Genomic DNA, 20,821 nt, shown 5'->3' on the forward strand with positions numbered 1-20,821 from the left:
GAAATTAGACATCCTGGGTGTATCCTGTACCACTGAAGACGAATCAATTTTATACCCGCGATTTCAATTCGTCATCGTTAACCTTCTGGGGATTCAGGCTAGACAGTCACGGGCAATAGCTCACAAGGAGAGTATAAAAATATTTTTGCCTATCAAGAGTGAACTGTTCCCTATTTTCACAGTAGTAGAAATTACCCATTGACAAAAAACAAACTATGAAGTCTAAATTTTAGACATCCAATCTTGATTTTTCGAGCTTTTTTCAGCTTTCATGGTTGATTAAAGATGAGTGAAAAAAGCCTAAAACTATTTGTTTGACAAAATGCACGCGCTCATGAATTTGTATACCGCTTAAAACTGTTGTTGTCCTTTGATAGTTAGATAAGTGCGATCGAAAAGGCTTTTCATAAGGTGAATCTTTGATGAATATTACTGTTCTTCACTCTTGAGGTATAAAGTATGCCGAAAACGTCAAATTTCGGCGGATTGTTATCCCCGAAAACAGCACTAAACTCAAAGTTGAAAACTGAAGTTACTGAAAAAATCGATTTAGGTAGGTAAAAGTTATGACAAATATCATTGGAACCAAGGGTAATGATACTCTCATTGGTGGCGTGGGGAATAACACGCTGATTGGTGGTACTGGGGATGATAATTTGAATGTTAACAATTCACAAGGCAATAACCTACTCTCTGGTGGTGATGGAAATGATTTTCTACTTGCCTCTGGTGACTATAGCGCGTACCGAGGCTCAATTTCATTTGGCAATCCAATCATAGGCAATAACACCCTCAACGGTGGCGCTGGTAATGATAACTTGAATGCTAATTATTCAACAGGCAATAACACACTCATTGGTGATGCTGGTGATGATCAATTGAATGCTGGTTATTCAACAGGTAATAATCTGCTCTCTGGTAGCGCTGGTAACGATGGACTCACCGTTTCTGGGTTATTCGATTACAGTGGATTATTTGACAGATATTATGGCTCTGGCAATAACACCCTTAACGGTGGCGCTGGTAATGATGGATTGGATGCTAGTTATACAATAGGCAATAACACTCTCAACGGTGGTACTGGTGATGATAACTTGTATGTTAACAATGCAGAAGGCAATAATCTGCTCTCTGGGGGCGATGGCAATGACTCTTTCAATGTAGGCAACAACTATGAATATACTGACCCCTCTTCTTTAGTGACTCAAACAGTAGATGGAGGTATTGGTGATGATTTATTGTCTGGCGATTACAACTCTGCTAACGGAGGAATCACTTCAACATTCGATGCTACTACTAACATTGGATCAATTACGTCCGGTACGAGTGGAGTTAGTTACAAGAATATCGAACGATTAAATATCTCAGGTACACGATACGATGACTTGATTGTGGGCAGCAATGGCAACGATACGCTCTCCACAGGCACTGGTGGCAACGATACGATAGATGGGGGTAAGGGTGACGATTTCTTGTCCGTCGACGATCGCTACAATCCAACTCAAGGAATCACAACGAGTTTCAATGCCACTACTAACATTGGCTCAATTACGGACGGCACGAATCGGGTTAGTTACAAGAATATTGAACAATTAAATATCACAGGTACAGCCTACGATGACAACATTGTGGGGAGCAATGGCAATGATACGCTCTCCACAGGCGGCTTCTATGGTAGTGGTGGCAATGATACGATAGATGGCGGTAAGGGTGACGATTTGTTGTCCAGCGATTACAGGGATGCTACCAAAGGAATCACAACGAGTTTCAATGCCACTACTAACATTGGCTCAATTACGAGCGGCACGGATGGAGTTAGTTACAAGAATATCGAACAATTAAATATTACAGGTACACAATACGATGACTTGATTGTGGGCAGCAATGGCAACGATACGCTCTCCACAGGTGGTGGCAATGATACAATAGATGGGGGTTTGGGTGACGATTTGTTGTCCCTCAATTACAGTTACAGGGATGATACCAAAGGAATCACAACAACATTCAATGCCACTAGTAACATTGGCTCAATTACGAGCAGCACGAATCTAGTTAGTTACAAGAATATCGAACAATTAAATATTACAGGTACATTTTACGATGACTTGATTGTAGGGAACAATGGTAACGATACCTTGAACGGCGGCAATGGTGGCAATGATACGATTATCGGCGGTGCAGGTAACGATACCTTAACTGCTAGCTATTCAAGTAATAGCATCCTTTACGGTGGCGAAGGTAATGATAGCCTCAGCTTCGATTTAGGACCTGGTATTGCTGCTGGTACTTTTGGTTTCAATGGTTACAACGAAGGCATTGATAGTATTAATGGCTTCAACACGACTAATGAATTGATTCAGGTATCGGCTGATGGTTTTGGTGGGGGGTTATCATCAGGTTCACTTAAGGCAAATCAGTTTACCATCGGAAGCTCTGCAACCACTAACCAAGAGCGATTTATCTACAACAGTGCTACAGGTGGATTGTTCTTTGACCAAGATGGTAGTAAATCTGGGTTTACTCAGGTACAATTTGCACAATTATCTACTGGATTGTCACTAAACGAAAACAATTTTGTGGTTGTTTAATCTTTATTAGCGCTTTGCTATCCAAGCGGTACGGTTTGCGAGGTGCTATTTTTAGCATCTCGCAAATGATAGTACTCAATGCAAGTCATTTTGGTAAGCGATCGCAATTCTTGTACAAGACTTTGAGCCTAGCTTATTCGTTCAGTGCTATTGGAAGCCATCAAAAAACATTTGTGACAACTCCAAGAAAAAAAACTAACCAAAGGTGGGCTAAAAAGCCCACCCCACAAGATTGGATAATTTATTTGTTGTCAGTCCCTAAGCCAGATTTACCTGAAGTTATAGCATTAGCTTATTTGTTGTATGGCTGCACTGCTAGAGTCAGGTTTGCGTTTGAGTGCTGCAAATAAAGTTACAACAGCACCCAACGACAAAATAGCAAAGCCTGAAGTTGGTTCCGCTACAGAGACAGATGAGACTGGCGTCAACAGGAAGGCGTGTAATTCACCATTAACTGCACCACGGCCGACAATTTGTCCCTTATTATTAATGGCAGATGCTGCTGTCAAGGTAAAGCCAGGGTCTGAACCAGGAGCAATCAGGTTATTTAAGTCGTACAGAGTGTTATCACTATAAAGAAAAGCCCGCAAACCATTGCCATCTGCTGCATAAAAGTCATTCTTACTCCCAGAAAACCCGACTACTTGACCCAAATTATTGATCCCCAGACTAACACTGAACAAATCTGTAGGACTTAACCTACCGAGGTCTTGGAGTCCGGTGCTGGAACTGTAAAGAAAAGCACTACCATCATCTACTCCAGTGATTCCAGAACTACCAACTACTTGTCCTAAGTCATTAATATCATTTGCGACGCTATAGTTGTCACCTGGCAAAGTTCCCAAATTAGTAGTTTGGCCATTTTCGTACAGAAAAGCTTTGCTTGAATTGAGAATACCTACTACTTGTCCCAAGTTATTTAAACCGTAGGCAACACTACCAGCAGTTCCTATGCTGGTTGCTATACCATTGCTGTATAAAAAAGGCCCAAGTCCGCTTGCTCCCCCTACTACTTGGGTGCGATCGTTAATAGCATAAGGAATAGCGTTTTGGATAGCGAGGGGTTGGGTGATGCCATTGCTGTATAGGAAAGGATTATTACTAATGTTATTACCAACCGAATTACCAACTACTTGCCCCAAGTTATTGATACCAGTTACTGCAAGTTGATTATCGCCAGGTAGGGGACTAATTTTTTTAAGCGAACCGTTGCTGTAAAAAAAAGAACCCTTCAAAGAATTAATTGCCACTTCACCTGAGTTATTAATATCTGTAGCGTAACTGTAGGTTTCTCCTGTCAGACTGCCTAAGTCAGTAACTGAGTATAGAGATGCTGCTAATGCCGACTTGGAGGCAGTAAGACTGATTGCGGTCAAGGTTATTGCTGTTAAACAAGATTTCCACTTAACTAAAAGCATGTGACTTTTCCATGATTTTTTATTCCCCTACCAAATTACCACTCAACAGTAGGGTGGTAAGCAGCTGTATCTGGGTAGTCTCTAAATACGGGAGTATCCCGTCAGGTGCAAAAACCTTGATAGCCCTCATCCCCTACCTAACCCCGAATCCCTTGTTGATAAGCAGTTTAATCGTGATTTAGCGCGTCGCCGAGTTGCTGTGGAACACGTCAACCGTAGATTAAAAATTTTTCGGATTTTCAGCCAGCGATACCGCAATCGCAGAAAACGTTTTGCATTGCGTTGTCACTTAATTGCTGGCGTTTATAACTATGATATTCAAAATGCTTGTTAACTTTCTGACAATTTGTTTAACCCTCTAATATACCACAAAACTTTTTGCAAGAGGTCTATTAAAAATATTAAAGGGAAAGTCAAGTCTCCTAATACTCCATAAGCATTAACTGAGACAATTCCATTATCAACTTTCCCCAAGTTCCCAATATATTGTCTCGCAACATAATCTGTATGCTTCCCTTTCTTTTTATCTCCAGTTTCATCAATTACTAACTTAAATGAACGTCCCCCTAATATTAAGAGAGTCAGTTCTAAACGCCTGTCTCGTGAATCTTCTACTGACCAAGGTGAATTCGTCAGGAAGTTTTGCAGTGGTTGTGCATCGTGTAAACCAACTGCCTTAGCTATTTCTGGTAAAGATTTACGCTTAATTTCAGATAACAACATAAGTTCTCTCATTCTCGATTTTTGGCATTAATTAATACTCAACATTTGAACTAGATTATTACCAAATTTACTACTAAATTACCTACTAGTAATCTTTTTGAAATACCTCATTAAGATTAATTGTTGTGCTTACTTAAGGCATTCTACGTCAATAATATAACTTTTTACTTAGCTATATGTTTTAGCGATCGCTCGTTTTTTGTCTGACTTCAGAAAATCGCGTTGCTCCCCTTCTCCGAAATCAAGAGAGAAAACGATCGCATCCAGTTTTTTCCTGAAATTTGATTCATTGGATTTTCAGCAATAACTTGAGTAATTGGCTTAAGCAAATCTATGGTTAGCGATGGCGTACCCGCCCGCCGTTGGCGATCGCACCCGCTAAATTTCATCCATTGGATTTTCAGCAATAACTTGAGTAATTGGCTTGAGCAAATCTATGGTTAGCAATGGCGTACCCGCCCGCCGTTGGCGATCGCCTGACAACTCCAGTTAATATCAAAAAATTGGCGTGACTTTTAGAAATTCCGCCGCGTCTCCTGTTACCGCGATCGCTCCCAATTGCCATTCTTCTTTCATTGCTTGTGTTAGATAACGATCTTGGAAAGCTTGTTCTACAATTTTTTCGATACTCATAACGCCCATTGTCTTCATGTCTGTAAGTTTTACTGTTAGGGCATCTAATTTTTAGGACTTCTGATATGAAGTTGTAGAAATCGCTTGAATAGGCGCTACGCGGCGATCGCTGTGCAAGCATCGCTAATCTAAGTCAAGCAATTCTGGCTAATCGGGAGCCAAATCGTTGTAGGCTGTGGATCACAGGGTCTACAGAAGCGCGATGAAAATAAATCGGCACGGACGCGCCAAAGTTCTTACGCAGTCAGAGATACAGCTAATTTTTAGTCATGGCTAATCAGATATTAACTAGCTAGCAATCACAATAAGTACACATCAGGATGTAGCACCTAAACGCTAAACCCCTCACTGTGTAAGTCTCTGGGGTACTCGTAGGACGCTAATTAGTGATTTGTTGTTGATCGATTGCTCTTAGTGGTACTATATCCATAAGTACGCTACCTGTCAATCCCACGACAAAATTATCAACAAGAGAGATAATTGGGGAGATGAGTATACAGGAAGCAATGCCTAGCCAAAAGCCACGAGTAACTATTTATATGGATGACCAGACACTAGAAAAACTTAAATTGTGGGCAGATGAAGAACGCCGGACAGTTAGCAATTTAGTAAAAATTTTTATTGAGGATGCAATCGCTGCAAAAGAAGGAAAACAAAATAAATCAGCATGACAGAAGCACAAATCCAAGACATTTACTCACGCTTAGACAGCCTGACATCCGAGGTCAACTCACTCAAGTTGCTAACCGGGACAATCGGGACAAGCCAAGTAGCGATCGCACAAATCCTAAACACCCAAATAGAACATACTCAAATTCTGAACAGCCACACCCAGCTACTCAATAGCCAGACCCAGCTACTCAATAGCCACACTACTGATCTGACTCAACTTAAATCAGATGTCGGTGAGATATTGCGGATACTGCGCGATCGCAATGGGGGGAGTGGCTTATGACAGACACACCACAACAACCAAGCCGACTAGACCGTATAGAGTCAATCTTGGCTACAGTAGCCGAACAACAAGCCACCAACACACAGGCGATCGCCGAGTTAACCGATAACGTTACCCGTGTACTAGGTCGTAGCGCAATTTTGGACGATGTTCTTTTAGAGTTACGCGATAGCCATGAGGAACTTAAGCGAGACTTTTTAGAGAATCAGCGAACCACTAACGCCGCATTAAACCAACTTGGGGCTATCTTGGTGCAGCTAACTAGGATTGACCCGCAAAACTAGCCGCGATTGCAAGTACAAAAGCACTATCGCAATGGAGGGAGTGAAGTGTGGAGAGAGGCTACCGATAGAAATAATTTATACATAGGATTTATCAATATCTAACAATATCTCTCAGTACTTATCACTTTCTATCACTTTGCTTTATCTATTCACACTTTTTTACAACTGACCCAATCCGAGCTTAATGAAATTTGGCCGCTACTTTCGGAAAGTCAGCGATCGCACCTCTGGGAAATCAGCCAGCGACACAATCAGCAATTGTCTTTAGAGGAATTGGCACAACAGGCGATCGCTAGACAAATCGAAGTCAAAGAAGTAGGTTAATGATTTTGACCCTTTTAGTAATTAGACCTCGGTCAGATGCAAGTGCAAGTCTTGCCATTCAGACTCAGAATTGACTCCTTATCTGCCCACACTGACCAGACTCGGTTTCTGGAGGGTGAAGCTGGGAACAGGGCGCAATCAGACGACCGTTGCGGGTTGACACTGGCGCTAACAGGGAGTTCCTATGATGAAACAGAGCCTATAAAAACGACTAACATCAGGGCAAGGGCGCAACATAAAGAACCAGGATTAATTGCAACTAATCGAAAGTCCAGTCAAACTGTAGTTTGACAGTTTTCTCAAAAAACGCCCTAATTTACAAACAAAAGTATTTAAATTTCAGCCGCTTGTTTATCTGCAACTATAAAGTAAAATAAACGGTCGTTTTTTTTACTGTTATTACCACCCAGATTGCGAACCAGAAACCGAATCAAGTTTAGTAACGAAACTCGGTAATTATATCAAAGGCAACATACGCGCTTTATGTAACAAGTATATGTACTTGTTGAGGGTTCAAAGTATGTTGATAGGCTATGCCCGAATTTCAACAGATGACCAAAATCTGAACCTGCAAAAGGATGCTTTGCAGCTTGCTGGTTGTGAGAAAATTTACTCAGATCGTATAAGTGGCGCAAAAGCCCAAAGACCTGGACTTTCCTCTTCTTTGGAGGTAGCACGGACTGATGATGTTTTGGTCGTGTGGCGGTTAGACCGTCTGGGAAGGTCGCTCAAAGACCTAATCGAGATTATGTCTACGTTAGATGAGAGGGGAATTGGGTTGCAAAGTTTACAAGAATCCATCTCCACAACAAATAACAGTGGCAGACTAATTTTCCATTTGTTCGGCGTCTTGGCGGAATTTGAATGCAACCTAATCCGTGAACGCACAACTGCTGGACTTGTAGCAGCGCGTAAGCGCGGTCACAGGGGAGGAAGACCAAAAGCCCAAGACATCCAGCTAAACGTCAATTAGCAGTAAAGCTTTATACCAAAAAACAACACACCATTATTGAAATATGTAAGTTGATGGGAATTTCCAAACCAACGCTCTACAACTACATTGCAGAGATAAATACCTAACATGGTACATAAGCAAATCCCGACAGAGGCACTCATCAATTTACGCCACCGCCTCGATGGGTTGCCTGAGAATTAAGCTAATCACGCATATGCCCAATGGCAAGGATGGTCGTAGGGTGACAGCTCGTTCCAAAGGCAAAGTAGAAAGACCGTTTCGGACGGTTAAAGAAGCCCATGAGACTCTGTATCACTTTCATGAACCGGAAAGCGACGTTGAAGCTAACTTGTGGTTACGCCAGTACTTGTTGCATTACAACGACAAACCACACCGCATAGAACCGCATTCGCGGATAGAAGATTGCTTGCGAAATATACCCAAGTCTGGTTTACGTTCAATGTGTAGTTGGGAGCAATCATTCTTAACGGACTAGGTTTTGTGTCGAGGCCATTATATTTATTTTCTCAATTTTTTGAAGATAAAGCAATAGAGCATTTATTGGGTTCAAGGATTAAAGCAGAGGATTTAAATGATGATAAAATAGGCAGAGTAATGGATAAGCTGTACAAATATGGATTAACAAAGTTATTCCTAACAATTGCCTTAGAAGTAGTAAAAAAATATGGAGTATCAACTAAATATTCCCATTTAGATTCAACATCATTGCATTTACATGGAAAGTATAATAATTCTCCAAATAATCTAGAAAAAGAATCAGGAATAAGCCGAGTAAACCCTATTATAATCACACAGGGATATTCTCGTGACCATAGACCAGACTTAAAACAATGTATATTAGATTTAATAGTAAGTAGTGATGGAGATATACCCTTATTTTTTAGAGGATCATCAGGAAATGAATCAGATAAAGCAGTATTCGCTCAAATCCTGGTTGAGTATGAAAAACAAATAGATTTTGAAAGTATAATGGTTGCTGATAGTGCATTATATAGTGAAAGTAATTTAAAATTAATGTCGAATATGAAATGGATAAGTCGAGTACCGCTATCCATTAAAAAAGCCAAAGATTTAGTTAAAGCCTTCAGAAATAAAGAACTGAAACCAAGTGACATCAAAGGATATAGCTATCAAGAATCAAAAGTATCTTATGGAGGAATAGAGCAAAGATGGTTATTAGTAGAAAGTGCAGAGAGAAAAAAAGCAGACTTAAAGAAACTAACCCAAAAAATCCAAGAATAGTTCCTATAAATTAGTAACCAGCTTGTTAAGTTAACAAAAAAATAATTTGAACAAGAATCTTTAGCTGAATTAAAAATTCAAGAGTTAGTAGCCAAACTAAAATATCATAAAATATCAGATTTAGAAATTACCGAGAGATTAAATAAAAGACAGACAGGAGTTTATAAATTAGGAGGTAAAGTCATAGAAAATCAGGAGCTAATCAGCCAAAATCAAAACTCTTGTGGTCGATTTATTTTAGCAACGAATATTTTAGAGACAACCGAATTAGAACCCAGAGAAATATTGAGAATATATAAAGAACAGCAATCTACAGAAAGAGGATTTAGATTTATCAAAGACCCGTTATTTTTCGCCGATAGTAAAAAAGATGACCTTGGAGGTGAAAGGCTGGCTTTTTGCGATTGTGGGAGGGCAGAAGAGCGATCACATCTACAGAATTTTGAAAACTAAAAAATTTCCCATCCACTCGCGCCGAGACTGCTGCCCCGTGCAGGAATTTCCTCTAGTTGCTTGTTCGAGCTTAAGTTGACATTCTCTTAGGATCAACGCTATTTTGTGATTGCAAAATTACAGGCTTCTGGTAATTAGAAGTATAACGTGGTAAAACTTTTACTCCTGGCTGAGTCAACCTTAGCGTTAAAGAAAGTCTGACTTTACCACTATTATTACGTACTGAGCGATGTAATAGTGTATTAGTAAATAGTACAAACTCACCAGGACGTAACACTACAGGAATAGCTTTTTTTGCAACTTCATCAGTGATTTGAAAAAAGTTATTTCCACTGAAAGGATCGGTTCCTTTTATTTGGCAATTTTTTAAGTAAATATTAGGTATATACTCAAATCCATTATATTCATTAACTTCTGTCAAAGCTATATAAGCATTGATAGTTTTACCATCTCCTTCCAGGAGTTTAGAATAAGAGTCTTGATGCCAAAAAGGAATTAATTGCTGGGCGGGATAATTTACCCATAGTTCTGACCGCCATAATACTAAATTATTCCCTAAATGAGCATTAAGCCTCTTTAATAAGTTTTTATCTTCACATAATTGCAAAATTACAGGTGAATCTAAATGCCTTTCCATGTAAAAACATCTGGTAAACACTTGAAGCAATATAATGAATAATGACCCAATATCAAATCTAATAAATGATTTAACTACCTGTTTTAATAATATTTTCATTGGAATTTTTAGAATAATATTATCAAAAATATATTTGGTAATCTCAGCTATTTCATTACTGCTTAAACTTAGAGAATTTGGCCCCCATATTTCATCAGTACCATCATAATTAATTTTCTTTTTTTTCTGCTGTTGGTTGCAACCAGCCCATAATAAACTATATTCCCATAATTGCTGTGATAATTCTTGATTTTGTGCTACATCAGGTAATATAATTTCTTGAGCGTTACTATCTAAAAATTTTCCACTAATATTTTGATAATCTGGGGAAGTAGCACAAACAAGGGTACTATATGCTCCGGCTTCCGAAGAAATACCTAAACCTAAATATTTACTGAGACGATGCCATATAGTAATATTTGATTGTACAAAGCCTGGATGTATGGCGTTAACAGTGACTTGAGAATTATTTAATCGCTGAGAAAGTTCTCTTGTTAAAAGCAATAAAGAGAGTTTTGAAACGGCATATAATTTTAGGAAATTTAAAGGTGTTCTTTTAACTAATAAATTCCAGTCAATACCACTTGGAGACAATGCCAAATCTGATGCTAACATAATAATGCGGCTAGGAGCAGATTTTTGCAAATTCTCTAGTAATAAATAAGTCAGCAAAAAATGACCTAAATAGTTCGTTCCCCAAATCAGTTCAAAACCTTCTTTGCTTGTACCTCTGTTGTTGAATATACCCGCATTGTTGACTAATATATGTAATGGTAAATTGTAGCCATTAAATAGTTTTACACACTCACGAACTGAATCTAAAGAAGCTAGATCGAGAGGTAAAAATTTCACATTTTCATTTCCGGTGGTTTGGCGGATGTAGTCTATAGCTTTTGCGGCTTTATTTGCCGAACGACAGGCAATAAATACATGATTCCCTAATTTGGCTAAACCTATAGCCGTCATTAAACCTACACCCGAATTACCACCTGTAACCAGACACACTTGCATAATTTCCGCTCTCTTAGTATTTATTTCCAACTAATTGCCAGAAATATAGCCAGTATTAATATAACGTTAAGTATTCCATCATCTTGCATCATGATTAAATCCCTCTATAGTTTGAATTGGGCGGTTAGGCATCACCGTGCCAAAACCTTATTTCAAGGTAATAATTGTGCAGTTCCTCAGCTACAGCAATGAAGTAGCGCAGGTGTCGCAGTTCCATAGTTTTGATATTTTATAAGTCTCAAATATCCATAAATATATATTGGACATGTCAAAAATTGCTATTTATGATACTCATACATGCAAGTCAGAGGATGATGTAACTATGTTGGAAAATTTGAGAAGCCAAGTAGTGACGCAAGGAGTGCAGCGATCGCCAAATCGAGCTATGTTGCGGGCAGTTGGTTTTAAAGATGAAGATTTCAATAAAGCCATTGTGGGTATTGCCAACGCTTACAGCACCATCACGCCCTGCAATATGGGGATAAATCAACTGGCGCTCATAGCAGAAGCTGCGATAAAAACCGCCGGAGCGATGCCACAAATGTTTGGCACAATTACCATCAGCGACGGGATTTCGATGGGAACTGAAGGGATGAAATATTCCCTAGTGTCGCGGGAAGTTATAGCCGATTCCATTGAAACCGCCTGTACCGGACAAAGTATGGATCGTGTGCTAGCCATTGGTGGCTGTGATAAGAATATGCCAGGAGCAATGTTAGCGATCGCTCGGATGAATATCCCTGCAATATTCTCAAAAAACAAATCTTACCCCGGCAAATTATTACTCGCAAATCATCAGTGAGAGGTTAAGATAATTGCACATTTGTCAAGAGGAAATTAGTAACTCAAACTTACGAAAGTGGAGTTAAACTTACTAAAAAAGCTATGGATGAAATTGAAAGACAAATTCAGCGCCTTACCAATTCTAGACATGAAAAATTTCCCAATTTAGGTAAATAGTTTATCGACATTTGTTGTGGAACTACCTAATTTTTACTCAAAGTTTCTAAAATATTTTGACTGTAAAATCATCAATATTAATTATTATCATGTACCTGAAATTCATTACAGAGTGCAAAGTTTTTCATGAATATTTAAGGGGGTAAGAGGTGGTTGCCGACGGCAACTATCTCTTACCCTGACGTGTTCCACAGCAACTCGGCGACGCGCTAAATCACGATTAAACTGCTTATCAACATTCGTCAACTTACCTGTTCTCGGTTTCTTTCTTGGTATACGGCTATTGGCATGAAATCAAAAGTTGCATATATATAAAGAGAAGCCGGAGGTTTACAACTCAACCCTCCGACTTCTTTATGTAACACACTACCTTTACTTTTGAGGCAGTCTATTTATTGAATTTGGAATTTTTTAACTAGTTCCATGGGTTTAAGTAAAGAGGTTCTAAAACCGGTAAGTAATGCGATTGGGGACTGCGAATGCAAAGTTGCTCCTGTAGTGCGCTCCGCGCATCCTGCGGCGGGGGAAACCCCAAGACCGCAATAAGGGCGCTAAATCCCCCGAATGCGAGTGGGAAACCGTCCCCACAACAGCACTCTTCATTACAAAACAAAATTTACCTACAGCCCAAAGGGCTATGAAAACCGCGCAGCGTGCCGGAGGCTCTATTACGAATTACGAATTACGAATTGGTTTAACGGCGTCTGCTCCCGAAACCACTTGAGCGCCGGGGTACTGAACTACGCCCACTACCAAAACTACTACCAGAATTGCGTCTGGGTGAAGTGACTCTCCCAGAGGGTCGCAACGTACTACCACCAAAACCAGAACCAGAAGGACGGTTATTACCTATAGTGCTACGTGGTGTATTACGTATAGTTGAATTTCCCGGATATGACCTTCTAATTGTTCCTGTACTGCGGAATGCAGTGCGATTTGTCACGGCTGCGGGTGGCACATTATAGCGACTTTGGTAGCTTTCAACTGCTTGACCATAGCTTCCGCCATATCCACCAAAACCACTTAATCCTCGGCCTGATTGATAGACAGGGGGTACATAATACTGGGGTCTAAACAACATACTACCAATTGCCTGACCAGCCAAGCTTCCAGCCACAGACCCAGCAAATGGTGCCCAGAAGTTATTTTCTCGACGGACTACAACCGTCTCTTGTTGTCCTGTTTGAGGATTGGTTTTATTCTCAGTAACGTTGTGGACGTATTCAATTTTAAAATCTTCCGTCAGATATAAAATCGGTTGGCCTTTTTCTACCTTCAGATAGGTTTTTTTACCCTGCTTGATTTCATCATCACTTAACCGTGCCATTTGCAAATTTTCGGTTGCAAAGGTTGGGGGATTATTATTAAGTAAAAACAGGCTATACTCACCAGTCGAATCGTCATAAGTGGCTTGTTGGATTTGATACTCTCCGTCACTTAGCTTCGTGTTACTAGAGCTTTGACTAATGTTTTTAGCTGGAGGATTAGCTTGATTTCCCCCACCACAAGCAACAGTTGTCATACACAAACTCAGAGCTAAAAAAACGGCTGTAAATTTACGTACTATTGTCATGATCATTGAATTATTGTCCTATCTCTGAGCTTAACGATTTATCGATGTGAGTAGTAAGTACGGACTACCCAACACATTATAAAGGAATCAATTCTGGGTAAAATTGCAACAGTTGGTCGCTAGTGAGTTCATCGCCTAACTGTGCTGGCGAGAAATGCACTTGGATTGCTTTGAATCTATGTTTATAATGCAAATTTATCAATGCTTTCAAGCCCTCCTTAAGTGCTTGAACGTTAGAAAGATCAGTTTCTAACTGTGGTACTTCTCCTTCATAAGCTACTGTAATCATCACAATGACGTTGTGGGTTACAGGTATAGATAAAGGTTCATTCGATTTAGAGTCAGAATTGTAACTTGGTTCACTGAGATATCTTTGGGCAGAGTCAGTAAATAATTCATTCACGTAATCTCCTGCCTCGCCTTCATCAAAAAATACGTCACCTTCGTTGGCAGCAGAAAGCCAATATTCATCATATTGCAGTAGGGTTTGGCTAATTTCTACCAATCCTTCTCCCAAAACTTCTAAATCACCATCGGCATCGATCGCATCTCGTCCAGCACTATTTAATACTCCCAAAATTGGTGCTACTTCGCCTCCCCCTAAGTGCAGAAATAGCCGAAAGACTACATAGCGAGTTCGACCGATCATTTTATTAAACGTATCGCGCATTCTTACCTCCAAATTTGATTTTTTAGATTATTCTAATGACTAATGACTAATGACTAATGACCAATATAGTGAAATCCTTTGACAAAATCTATAACTATATTTAATGAAGGCAATATATATTTTGTTGCTTCACTGGATATATCATCATAAGCTGAAGTATTGAGAGTAGAGCGATTAATAAATCTTTTTCCAAACTGGGGATTGTCATGGGCAATCAAAGTGTGGGCGCTGGAATTCGTTAAAATTATTTGGGTTGGTGCTTTACAAAAATTTAACTTTGCAGCTATTTCGATATTTTTTTTCATCTGTTTAATTGTTGTAGCCTGACTCATGGCTTGCTCTAGAAGAATATTTAATTTTTTCACGATTTCGGGTGATTTTAGCAATTTTAAATTTTGGTTGTCAATAACTTCATTGTTAATCATTTCCACTATCATGGAAATATTCTTTTGGGTAGATACCGCATCTATAAAGGGAAGAATCGCAATGTAAGCAGTGGAAAATAATGCTTCGTCGCTATCTAGATGAAATGTAAAAACAGTTCGACGGGGGCCACTTTCTATGTTTGGGGGTTGTTTCAGCCCCCGGTATTCCTGAGCAATTTGATAATAAGCGCCAGCAAGAGCAAAATTTGCTTCGTGTTCTATGGCTGCATCAACAATAATTCGGATTGTTGGTGGTGTTTCGTTAAAAAAATCTCGTGATTCTTCGGAATGGAACTTCTGGATAATGGAGCGATCGCCTGCCGGGCTAAGATCAACCCATTCACAAATCATGCCTTCGGTTTTTAAACCAAACCTGGAGGTAGCATAAAGCTTTGCCCCAGTCAATGTTGCTCCTGTTAAGTCAGCACCAATCCATTCTGCCCTGATTAATTTTGCCTGAGTTAAATCGGCGTGGATGAAAATTGTATTCGTTAAATTGGCATTGCTTAAATCTGCGCCAATTAAAGTAGCCCCGCTCAATTTTGCGCCGCTCAAATTTGCCCACCGGAGATTTGCACCGCTCAAATCTGCCCACCGGAGGTTCGCCCCGCTCAAATCTGTTCCGCTCAAGTTAGCAAGGCTGAGATTCGCTTGTCTGAGTTCAGCATCTCGCAAATTTGCGCCACTAATGTCAGAACGACTCAGATCGCTGGCATGTAAGTTAGCCATTTCTAAGTTGACTCCCGTCAAGGAAGCCCCTTTCAATACGGCCTCACTCAAGTTAGCGTGACGGAGATTCGCTTGGCGCAGTGTCGCCTCCCGCAAATCCGCACTGGTGAGATCAGCCTCCGACAGATCGGCGCGACTGAGATCAGCACGAATTAATTCGGCGCGGATCAATGAGGTTCTTTTAAGTTGAGCGCGGGACAAATCCGCTCGAATTAAATTAGCGACGTTGAGACTGGCGTTATTTAAGATGGCGCTAGATAAATTTGCGCCACTCAGTCTTGCTACATTCAGCAAGGCATTGCTCAAATTAGCTTCACTCAGATTCGCGCCGCTCAGGTTGACTATACTCAAATTAGCATCGCTAAGATTGATGCCACTGAGTTTAGCCCCACTCAGGTTAGCTTCCGAGAGGTCAACACCATTAAAGTTTAAGACTCCTGCCGCGTATTGTTCCAGTAATTCATCTACAGTCATCGATGCTACCCCTTGGATGCCAACTTTAATATGTTGGTATCATAAAAAACGGAATGTCAAAATCAAAAATGAATATTGGGATTTTAGGACTGGGACTGATAGGCGGATCTTTGGGTTTTGATTTGCGATCGCTTGGACATCATATCTTAGGAGTCAGTCGCCGTGAATCCACTTGTCAAAAGGCAGTTGCTCTCGGCAGTGTTAATCAAGCATCCGTTGATCTGAGCCTATTGGCAGCCACAGAGGTTGTGTTTATTTGTACACCTCTAGCGCTTATTGTGCCCCAATTTAAGGAAATGATCGCTCATTTGTCTGCTTCTTGCGTTGTAACTGATGTGGGTTCGGCGAAAGCCCAGATAGTCAAGGCGATTTCTCCCCTTTGGGATAATTTTATCGGTGGTCATCCAATGGCGGGAAGGGCAGATAGTGGCATAGAAGCTGCACAGCGAGATTTATTTGTTGATAAACCTTATGTACTAACACCGATAGCTACTACGCCAACTAGTGCAATTACGGTTGTGGAGGAAATTGTGCGATCGCTCGGTGCTAAAATCTACTATTGTCAACCAGAGCAACATGACTGCGCTGTGAGTTGGATTTCTCATTTACCTGTAATGGTCAGTTCCTCGTTGATTGCTGCTTGTTTGAGTGAAACTGACCCCGATGTTTTGGAATTAGCCCAAAAGTTAGCTAGTTCAGGTTTTCGGGATACCAGCCGCGTCGGTGGTGGGAATCCAGAGTTGGGTGTGATGATGGCACGGTATAATCGTCAAGCATTGCTGCGATCGCTGCAACAGTATCGTCACAATCTCGATGAGTTGACTAACTTAATTGAGCAAGAAAATTGGGCAGTTTTAGAGCAAAAGTTGAAATCAACAGGAAAGGCACGACCTGATTTTGTTGATTAGTTTTAGGGTGCGTTACATTATTTACAACGCACCCAATACTGCGTAGGTTTTGCCTAAAAAAGCACGTATACTCACCAAACCGATGTAATATACAGGTAAATTTACAAAAATCAACAATGGTAGAACGCCCAATCAAGAAATCGGAACGTCAGTCCCAAGCAAGCACTGACAACAATTCCGAAAATACGGATTCTATACCTCCTATTGAATCCAACCCCAAAAGCTCAAAACCGAGCCGTAATCGCTCATCTGAGAAGGGTAAAAAAGCATCCTATGGGGAAGAAAACAGGCAGCAGGGGAATCCTGCCCTAGCACGCGGCCCCAAACCCGTTAAACCTCCAGTCAAAGTCCAAACAGAAGAACTTGAAACCGAATCGGAACCTACTTCTGAGGAGTCTCAAGAATAATATTACAAGTGCTGCATGTGATGTGGGAGGCTATCAGCGGATGAAGACTGATTCTAGCTTGAAGGCAGTCATTATACCCCACATCACCATTAGGTTATTTTTATGTTGAATGCTTTTAGATTAAACTTTACTGTTGCTGGATAAAGTCAATCAATTTCTGTAACTAGCCATTGCCACTCAGTGACTACAGTATTAGGTATGTTGAGAAGCAATTGCTGTCCACTAGATAGTGGCACATAGAGTTTGAGTGCATCAGTTGTCGGCAGTTTCGGTAAGATATCAGTTAAGTTATATTCGCCCACATTAGGGACGAGGGCAGTTAGTGCGTATGCATCCGATGCATTGAGCAATCTTCCTGCTGCTGTTTCAATCAATAATGCTTGGGGGTGAGCAATTTCAACAACACCCAAAAAAGCAACCAAGCCCAACCGTAAGTCTTTTAGCGGACTGTTGTAATTCTGTTTGAATAGTAGCACTTGCCAAGCATATCCTTTTTCATCTTTGATAGATACTTGCGAGTGGTAGCGTAAGACACCAGGAGAATCATGGTGTTGACGCAGCAATGCTTGTGCTGACTGCACACTCGATCCACATCCAGTTAATGCTAAAAACACAATTAGGGCGCAACGCCAAAAATATTGTTGGAATTTTCGCTTCATGTGACACATTTTACAGTAAAATTTATCAGCCAAGCCGGGGACGCTTTGCCCACCCCACAAGATTGGGTAATTTATTTATTGGAAGTTCCTAAGGGACTTCCAAATAAAAAAATACCCAAAAAACTCTCTCTTCCTCATTCCTCTGTGTCTGGAGTGGTTCGTTTCATTTGAGTAATTTATTTATTGGAAGTTCCTAATGTTAATTAGTGATACATTAGCAGGTTTAGCTGGTGTCTGCATTTTGGGCTTAATTGGTCAACTACAGACTAGCATTTCTCTTGGTTACGGTTATACTGCCATTATTGCTGCCTTCATTGGTCAGTTAAATCCACTGGGTATTATTTTAGGGAACTCCAAATAAATTATCCAATTTCTGGACTTCACTACGACTTTACCTCCCCCTGTTCCCCCGGTTACTGAGCGCAGTCTAAGTAACCGGGGAACAGGGGAGGTATGGGGAGAGTAAATCTTGACTAATGACTAATGACCAATGACTAATATTTTAGGAGATTTAATGTGTCTAATCGGAAATTCTCGCTGTTTCTAAAGGTAGTAACTATTATATTGGCTGTTGGTGTAAGTAGTGTAGGTATCAGTCTGCTTGTAGGCACAACTAGAAACCAACTGTTGGGAATTCAAAAGCCAAAAGGCCAGACTGCTAAAACGAGTTTAGATAGGGCAATGGGTGCATCTGCTCAGTCTATCATCCCAGCCACAGTTCAGATGAATGAAGTGCCAAAGCCTTTTCAGGGAACAATCATTTATCAAGCGAAACTAAAAGCAAATGAGAAAGTCATCGCCCTGACTTTTGATGATGGTCCTAGCCCCAAAAATACGGCGCAGATTTTAGAAATTTTGAAGAAAAATAATATCAAGGCGACATTCTTCATGGTTGGGGAAATGGTGAAATATTTTCCTCAAGTTGCCAAGCTAGTGGCTGCTGATGGTCATGTAATTGGCAATCATACATGGCATCATTGGTATTTTCAAATGGATGGAGCCACTGCATCTAGTGAAATTGATCGCACAGCAGACATCATCTACAAGACGACAGGAGAGAAAACGACTCTATTTCGTCCCCCCGGCGGCTTTCTGAATAATGGACTAGCCCAATACGCCAAAAAAGAGAAGTACGCTGTGATGATGTGGTCAGAAGAGTCGGGAGACGCTGAACGTCGTTCGCCTCAAGTGCCAATGCTGGTAAAAAATGTGCTGAAAGAGGCAAAACCAGGTGCAATTGTATTGTTGCACGATGGGGGCGGTAATCGTTCCAAATCTGTCAAGGCTTTACCAGAAATGATCGCAGGTTTGAAGACCCAGGGCTATCGATTTGTGACGATTCCTCAATTACTGGAAATGCAAGCCAAAGAACAAAGCGCAGTAACAGCAGTATCATCTGTAACTACAAATCATGAACATCCAAACCATCAGTGATAGGGTAGGGCTAGTTCTACCTCTAATTTTGGTGGCACTAAATGAATTTAGTGACTGAAAAATCGGAGGTGTTAAACTTCGGACTTGAAGGAATGATCTTGGTTAAGGCTGTATTTGGTTTTATTTTAAATTGTAAACATATCCAAATTTGCAATTAACCTACTGCAAATCCAGTATATTGCCTCACCAAAGGTTCATGAAATGCCAAAACAATATCTGACTTTGGCACTCCCAACTTTACTAATTCATCGGCAATACCAATCTCCGTACCATCATGGTGTATCCAAATTTTATTATCACCTTTAATATCCAGATGCAAAACACAACCGTACATTGGCTGCCGATTCTTCCATCCTGTATGAACAACTTGATAGCGATCGCGCTCAACATCAAAAACTAGCTCAGTTTCAGCTTCACTATCTGATGAACTAATACTTGCATAATCACTCAATAATTTTTTGATATAAGTTCGATAGCGTTCTAGTTTTTCCATTCTAAAATTACCTCGCCGACTGGATCGTAAATGATTAATGTAATTTGAAAACGTTTAATTATGGTTTGGACAAAGGTCAGCATAAAAAACTTGCGATATACACCTATTGGAACTGCTAAATATAAAATTCGTTCAGGTTGCCGTTCTTCCAAGGCTACTCGATAGTTAATAAACTGCCCTACCGCAGTATGAAATTCAGAAATATTTGATGTGCCGATAAAACTTTTAATTTCAACAGCGATTTTTTCCTCACCCCGTTCTGCCGCGATGATTTTTTCTGCTCCCAAGTCAATTTCCATATCAGCCCCACCTGCCTTAATCCTCAATGGGTCATCTGTAATCAGCCAACCTTCCTTTTCTAAACCTTTCCTAACTGCATAATGAAAAACATCTTTAGCCATTGAATTGTTAACATGATAATCTCAACGAACTATGCCTATTACTTTAGAGTATAGCAAGCCTAGAAAAACCCTGAACCTTTACTACCACCACCAACACTTTTGATTATTGGCGCGGGACATATTGCCATTTCCCTAAGGCAGATTGCCAAAATAGCAGGTTTTCAAGTTATTGTACAAGATGATCGCGCAGACTTTGCCACGAAAAAAAGATTTCCTGAAGCATCGCTGGTATTAGCAAAACCTATCACCTCAATTCAAAAAATATTAAATATAAATACTAAATGTCTACGACGGGCTATTCTGCGTCGCCAAAAGCCGAAATTATCTCAGTGTTAATATTTAAAAAAATACTTTTTTTGTAACTTTTAGTTAAGCATTAAAAATGACATTTTGAAGTGCGGTATA

The 20,821-nt window shown here is 40.3% G+C and carries 25 protein-coding genes and 5 pseudogenes; 18 read left to right on the forward strand and 12 right to left on the reverse strand.

Annotation, left to right across the window (positions count from 1 at the left end; genetic code table 11):
* Together V7K73_RS04815 and V7K73_RS04820 are read left to right on the forward strand one after the other, a co-directional pair.
* On the forward strand, positions 1-202 hold a 202-nt coding region (locus tag V7K73_RS04815), incomplete at its 5' end, for a hypothetical protein (RefSeq protein ID WP_334877626.1).
* 364 nt (positions 203-566) lie between these two features.
* Positions 567-2,588, forward strand: a complete 2,022-nt coding sequence (locus tag V7K73_RS04820) for a beta strand repeat-containing protein (RefSeq protein ID WP_334877628.1) — start codon at positions 567-569, stop codon at positions 2,586-2,588.
* A gap of 287 nt (positions 2,589-2,875) precedes the next feature.
* On the opposite strand, the gene V7K73_RS04825 is transcribed toward V7K73_RS04820, so the two are convergent.
* On the reverse strand, positions 2,876-4,006 hold the full coding sequence (locus V7K73_RS04825; protein ID WP_334877630.1) for a DUF3466 family protein: 1,131 nt from the start codon (positions 4,004-4,006) through the stop codon (positions 2,876-2,878).
* 85 nt (positions 4,007-4,091) lie between these two features.
* Between V7K73_RS04825 and V7K73_RS04830 the strand changes: the two genes are divergently transcribed.
* Positions 4,092-4,340: a transposase family protein gene (locus V7K73_RS04830; RefSeq protein ID WP_334877772.1), complete on the forward strand. Its 249-nt coding sequence runs from the start codon at positions 4,092-4,094 to the stop codon at positions 4,338-4,340.
* A gap of 62 nt (positions 4,341-4,402) precedes the next feature.
* Here the strand turns inward: V7K73_RS04830 and V7K73_RS04835 are convergent.
* From V7K73_RS04835 to V7K73_RS04845, 3 genes and pseudogenes are all read right to left on the reverse strand, one after another.
* A pseudogene (locus V7K73_RS04835) lies at positions 4,403-4,723 on the reverse strand (transposase); the annotation flags it as partial.
* Positions 4,724-4,938: 215 nt separating this feature from the next.
* Positions 4,939-5,118 (reverse strand): hypothetical protein, encoded by a 180-nt coding sequence (locus tag V7K73_RS04840; RefSeq protein WP_334877632.1) that lies wholly within the window; start codon positions 5,116-5,118, stop codon positions 4,939-4,941.
* Positions 5,119-5,224: 106 nt separating this feature from the next.
* Positions 5,225-5,362 (reverse strand): hypothetical protein, encoded by a 138-nt coding sequence (locus tag V7K73_RS04845; protein ID WP_334877633.1) that lies wholly within the window; start codon positions 5,360-5,362, stop codon positions 5,225-5,227.
* A gap of 488 nt (positions 5,363-5,850) precedes the next feature.
* Here V7K73_RS04845 and V7K73_RS04850 point away from each other — a divergent pair, with 488 nt between their 5' ends.
* The 8 genes and pseudogenes from V7K73_RS04850 to V7K73_RS04885 form a co-directional block, all read left to right on the forward strand.
* Positions 5,851-6,033 (forward strand): ribbon-helix-helix domain-containing protein, encoded by a 183-nt coding sequence (locus V7K73_RS04850; RefSeq protein ID WP_334877634.1) that lies wholly within the window; start codon positions 5,851-5,853, stop codon positions 6,031-6,033.
* The gene (locus V7K73_RS04855; RefSeq protein WP_334877636.1) at positions 6,030-6,317 is read left to right on the forward strand and encodes a hypothetical protein; all 288 of its coding nucleotides are present in this window, start codon (positions 6,030-6,032) and stop codon (positions 6,315-6,317) included. Before V7K73_RS04850 ends, V7K73_RS04855 begins: the two co-directional genes overlap by 4 nt.
* Positions 6,314-6,601, forward strand: a complete 288-nt coding sequence (locus V7K73_RS04860) for a hypothetical protein (RefSeq protein ID WP_334877638.1) — start codon at positions 6,314-6,316, stop codon at positions 6,599-6,601. The genes V7K73_RS04855 and V7K73_RS04860 overlap by 4 nt, the downstream gene beginning before the upstream one ends.
* A 360-nt stretch (positions 6,602-6,961) precedes the next feature.
* Positions 6,962-7,216 carry a hypothetical protein gene (locus V7K73_RS04865; RefSeq protein ID WP_334877640.1) on the forward strand — a complete coding sequence of 85 codons (255 nt, stop codon included), beginning with the start codon at positions 6,962-6,964 and terminating at the stop codon, positions 7,214-7,216.
* Positions 7,217-7,445: 229 nt separating this feature from the next.
* Complete coding sequence (locus tag V7K73_RS04870; RefSeq protein ID WP_334877641.1) at positions 7,446-7,898, forward strand: recombinase family protein; 453 nt, start codon at positions 7,446-7,448, stop codon at positions 7,896-7,898.
* A gap of 35 nt (positions 7,899-7,933) precedes the next feature.
* Positions 7,934-8,005 (forward strand): hypothetical protein, encoded by a 72-nt coding sequence (locus V7K73_RS04875; RefSeq protein WP_442936735.1) that lies wholly within the window; start codon positions 7,934-7,936, stop codon positions 8,003-8,005.
* 56 nt (positions 8,006-8,061) lie between these two features.
* Positions 8,062-8,358, forward strand: a pseudogene (locus V7K73_RS04880) (IS481 family transposase); the annotation flags it as partial.
* Positions 8,355-9,506: pseudogene (locus V7K73_RS04885) on the forward strand (IS1634 family transposase); the annotation flags it as partial. The pseudogenes V7K73_RS04880 and V7K73_RS04885, both read left to right, overlap by 4 nt.
* Before the next feature lie 160 nt (positions 9,507-9,666).
* Here the strand turns inward: V7K73_RS04885 and V7K73_RS04890 are convergent.
* Positions 9,667-11,283 carry an SDR family NAD(P)-dependent oxidoreductase gene (locus V7K73_RS04890; RefSeq protein ID WP_334877645.1) on the reverse strand — a complete coding sequence of 539 codons (1,617 nt, stop codon included), beginning with the start codon at positions 11,281-11,283 and terminating at the stop codon, positions 9,667-9,669.
* 322 nt (positions 11,284-11,605) lie between these two features.
* Here V7K73_RS04890 and V7K73_RS04895 point away from each other — a divergent pair.
* Both V7K73_RS04895 and V7K73_RS04900 read left to right on the forward strand, forming a co-directional pair.
* Positions 11,606-12,034 (forward strand): annotated as a pseudogene (locus V7K73_RS04895) (dihydroxy-acid dehydratase domain-containing protein); the annotation flags it as partial.
* 83 nt (positions 12,035-12,117) lie between these two features.
* Positions 12,118-12,243 (forward strand): annotated as a pseudogene (locus V7K73_RS04900) (ISAzo13-like element ISMae28 family transposase); the annotation flags it as partial.
* Positions 12,244-12,348: 105 nt separating this feature from the next.
* On the opposite strand, the gene V7K73_RS04905 reads toward V7K73_RS04900, so the two are convergent.
* The 4 genes from V7K73_RS04905 to V7K73_RS04920 form a co-directional block, all read right to left on the reverse strand.
* Positions 12,349-12,489 carry a hypothetical protein gene (locus V7K73_RS04905; RefSeq protein ID WP_334877647.1) on the reverse strand — a complete coding sequence of 47 codons (141 nt, stop codon included), beginning with the start codon at positions 12,487-12,489 and terminating at the stop codon, positions 12,349-12,351.
* A gap of 448 nt (positions 12,490-12,937) precedes the next feature.
* A complete protein-coding gene (locus V7K73_RS04910) occupies positions 12,938-13,822 on the reverse strand; it encodes a hypothetical protein (protein WP_334877649.1) in 885 nt (294 codons plus the stop codon).
* A gap of 70 nt (positions 13,823-13,892) precedes the next feature.
* Positions 13,893-14,486: a DUF1517 domain-containing protein gene (locus V7K73_RS04915; protein WP_334877651.1), complete on the reverse strand. Its 594-nt coding sequence runs from the start codon at positions 14,484-14,486 to the stop codon at positions 13,893-13,895.
* 53 nt (positions 14,487-14,539) lie between these two features.
* Positions 14,540-16,114, reverse strand: a complete 1,575-nt coding sequence (locus V7K73_RS04920) for a pentapeptide repeat-containing protein (protein WP_334877653.1) — start codon at positions 16,112-16,114, stop codon at positions 14,540-14,542.
* Between the two features lie 68 nt (positions 16,115-16,182).
* Here V7K73_RS04920 and V7K73_RS04925 point away from each other — a divergent pair, with 68 nt between their 5' ends.
* Positions 16,183-17,022 (forward strand): prephenate/arogenate dehydrogenase, encoded by an 840-nt coding sequence (locus V7K73_RS04925; protein WP_334877776.1) that lies wholly within the window; start codon positions 16,183-16,185, stop codon positions 17,020-17,022.
* Positions 17,023-17,138: 116 nt separating this feature from the next.
* Positions 17,139-17,429: a hypothetical protein gene (locus V7K73_RS04930; RefSeq protein WP_334877655.1), complete on the forward strand. Its 291-nt coding sequence runs from the start codon at positions 17,139-17,141 to the stop codon at positions 17,427-17,429.
* A gap of 146 nt (positions 17,430-17,575) precedes the next feature.
* Here V7K73_RS04930 and V7K73_RS04935 read toward each other — a convergent pair whose 3' ends face one another.
* Positions 17,576-18,088: a DUF3122 domain-containing protein gene (locus V7K73_RS04935; protein WP_334877657.1), complete on the reverse strand. Its 513-nt coding sequence runs from the start codon at positions 18,086-18,088 to the stop codon at positions 17,576-17,578.
* A 196-nt stretch (positions 18,089-18,284) separates the two neighbouring features.
* Here V7K73_RS04935 and V7K73_RS04940 point away from each other — a divergent pair, with 196 nt between their 5' ends.
* Together V7K73_RS04940 and V7K73_RS04945 are read left to right on the forward strand one after the other, a co-directional pair.
* Positions 18,285-18,449, forward strand: coding sequence for a hypothetical protein (locus V7K73_RS04940; protein ID WP_334877659.1), 165 nt, complete (start codon positions 18,285-18,287; stop codon positions 18,447-18,449).
* A gap of 155 nt (positions 18,450-18,604) precedes the next feature.
* Positions 18,605-19,522: a polysaccharide deacetylase family protein gene (locus V7K73_RS04945; RefSeq protein ID WP_334877661.1), complete on the forward strand. Its 918-nt coding sequence runs from the start codon at positions 18,605-18,607 to the stop codon at positions 19,520-19,522.
* A gap of 154 nt (positions 19,523-19,676) precedes the next feature.
* Here the strand turns inward: V7K73_RS04945 and V7K73_RS04950 are convergent, their stop codons facing one another.
* Positions 19,677-20,015 carry a XisI protein gene (locus V7K73_RS04950; protein ID WP_334877663.1) on the reverse strand — a complete coding sequence of 113 codons (339 nt, stop codon included), beginning with the start codon at positions 20,013-20,015 and terminating at the stop codon, positions 19,677-19,679.
* On the reverse strand, positions 20,003-20,416 hold the full coding sequence (locus V7K73_RS04955; protein WP_334877665.1) for a XisH family protein: 414 nt from the start codon (positions 20,414-20,416) through the stop codon (positions 20,003-20,005). The genes V7K73_RS04950 and V7K73_RS04955 overlap by 13 nt, the downstream gene beginning before the upstream one ends.
* A 99-nt stretch (positions 20,417-20,515) precedes the next feature.
* Between V7K73_RS04955 and V7K73_RS04960 the strand changes: the two genes are divergently transcribed.
* Positions 20,516-20,752 (forward strand): XdhC family protein, encoded by a 237-nt coding sequence (locus V7K73_RS04960; protein WP_334877667.1) that lies wholly within the window; start codon positions 20,516-20,518, stop codon positions 20,750-20,752.
* Positions 20,753-20,821 lie beyond the last annotated feature (69 nt).

Source organism: Nostoc sp. (genome assembly GCF_036916975.1).
In the GTDB taxonomy this organism is placed as follows: Bacteria; Cyanobacteriota; Cyanobacteriia; order Cyanobacteriales; family Nostocaceae; genus Nostoc.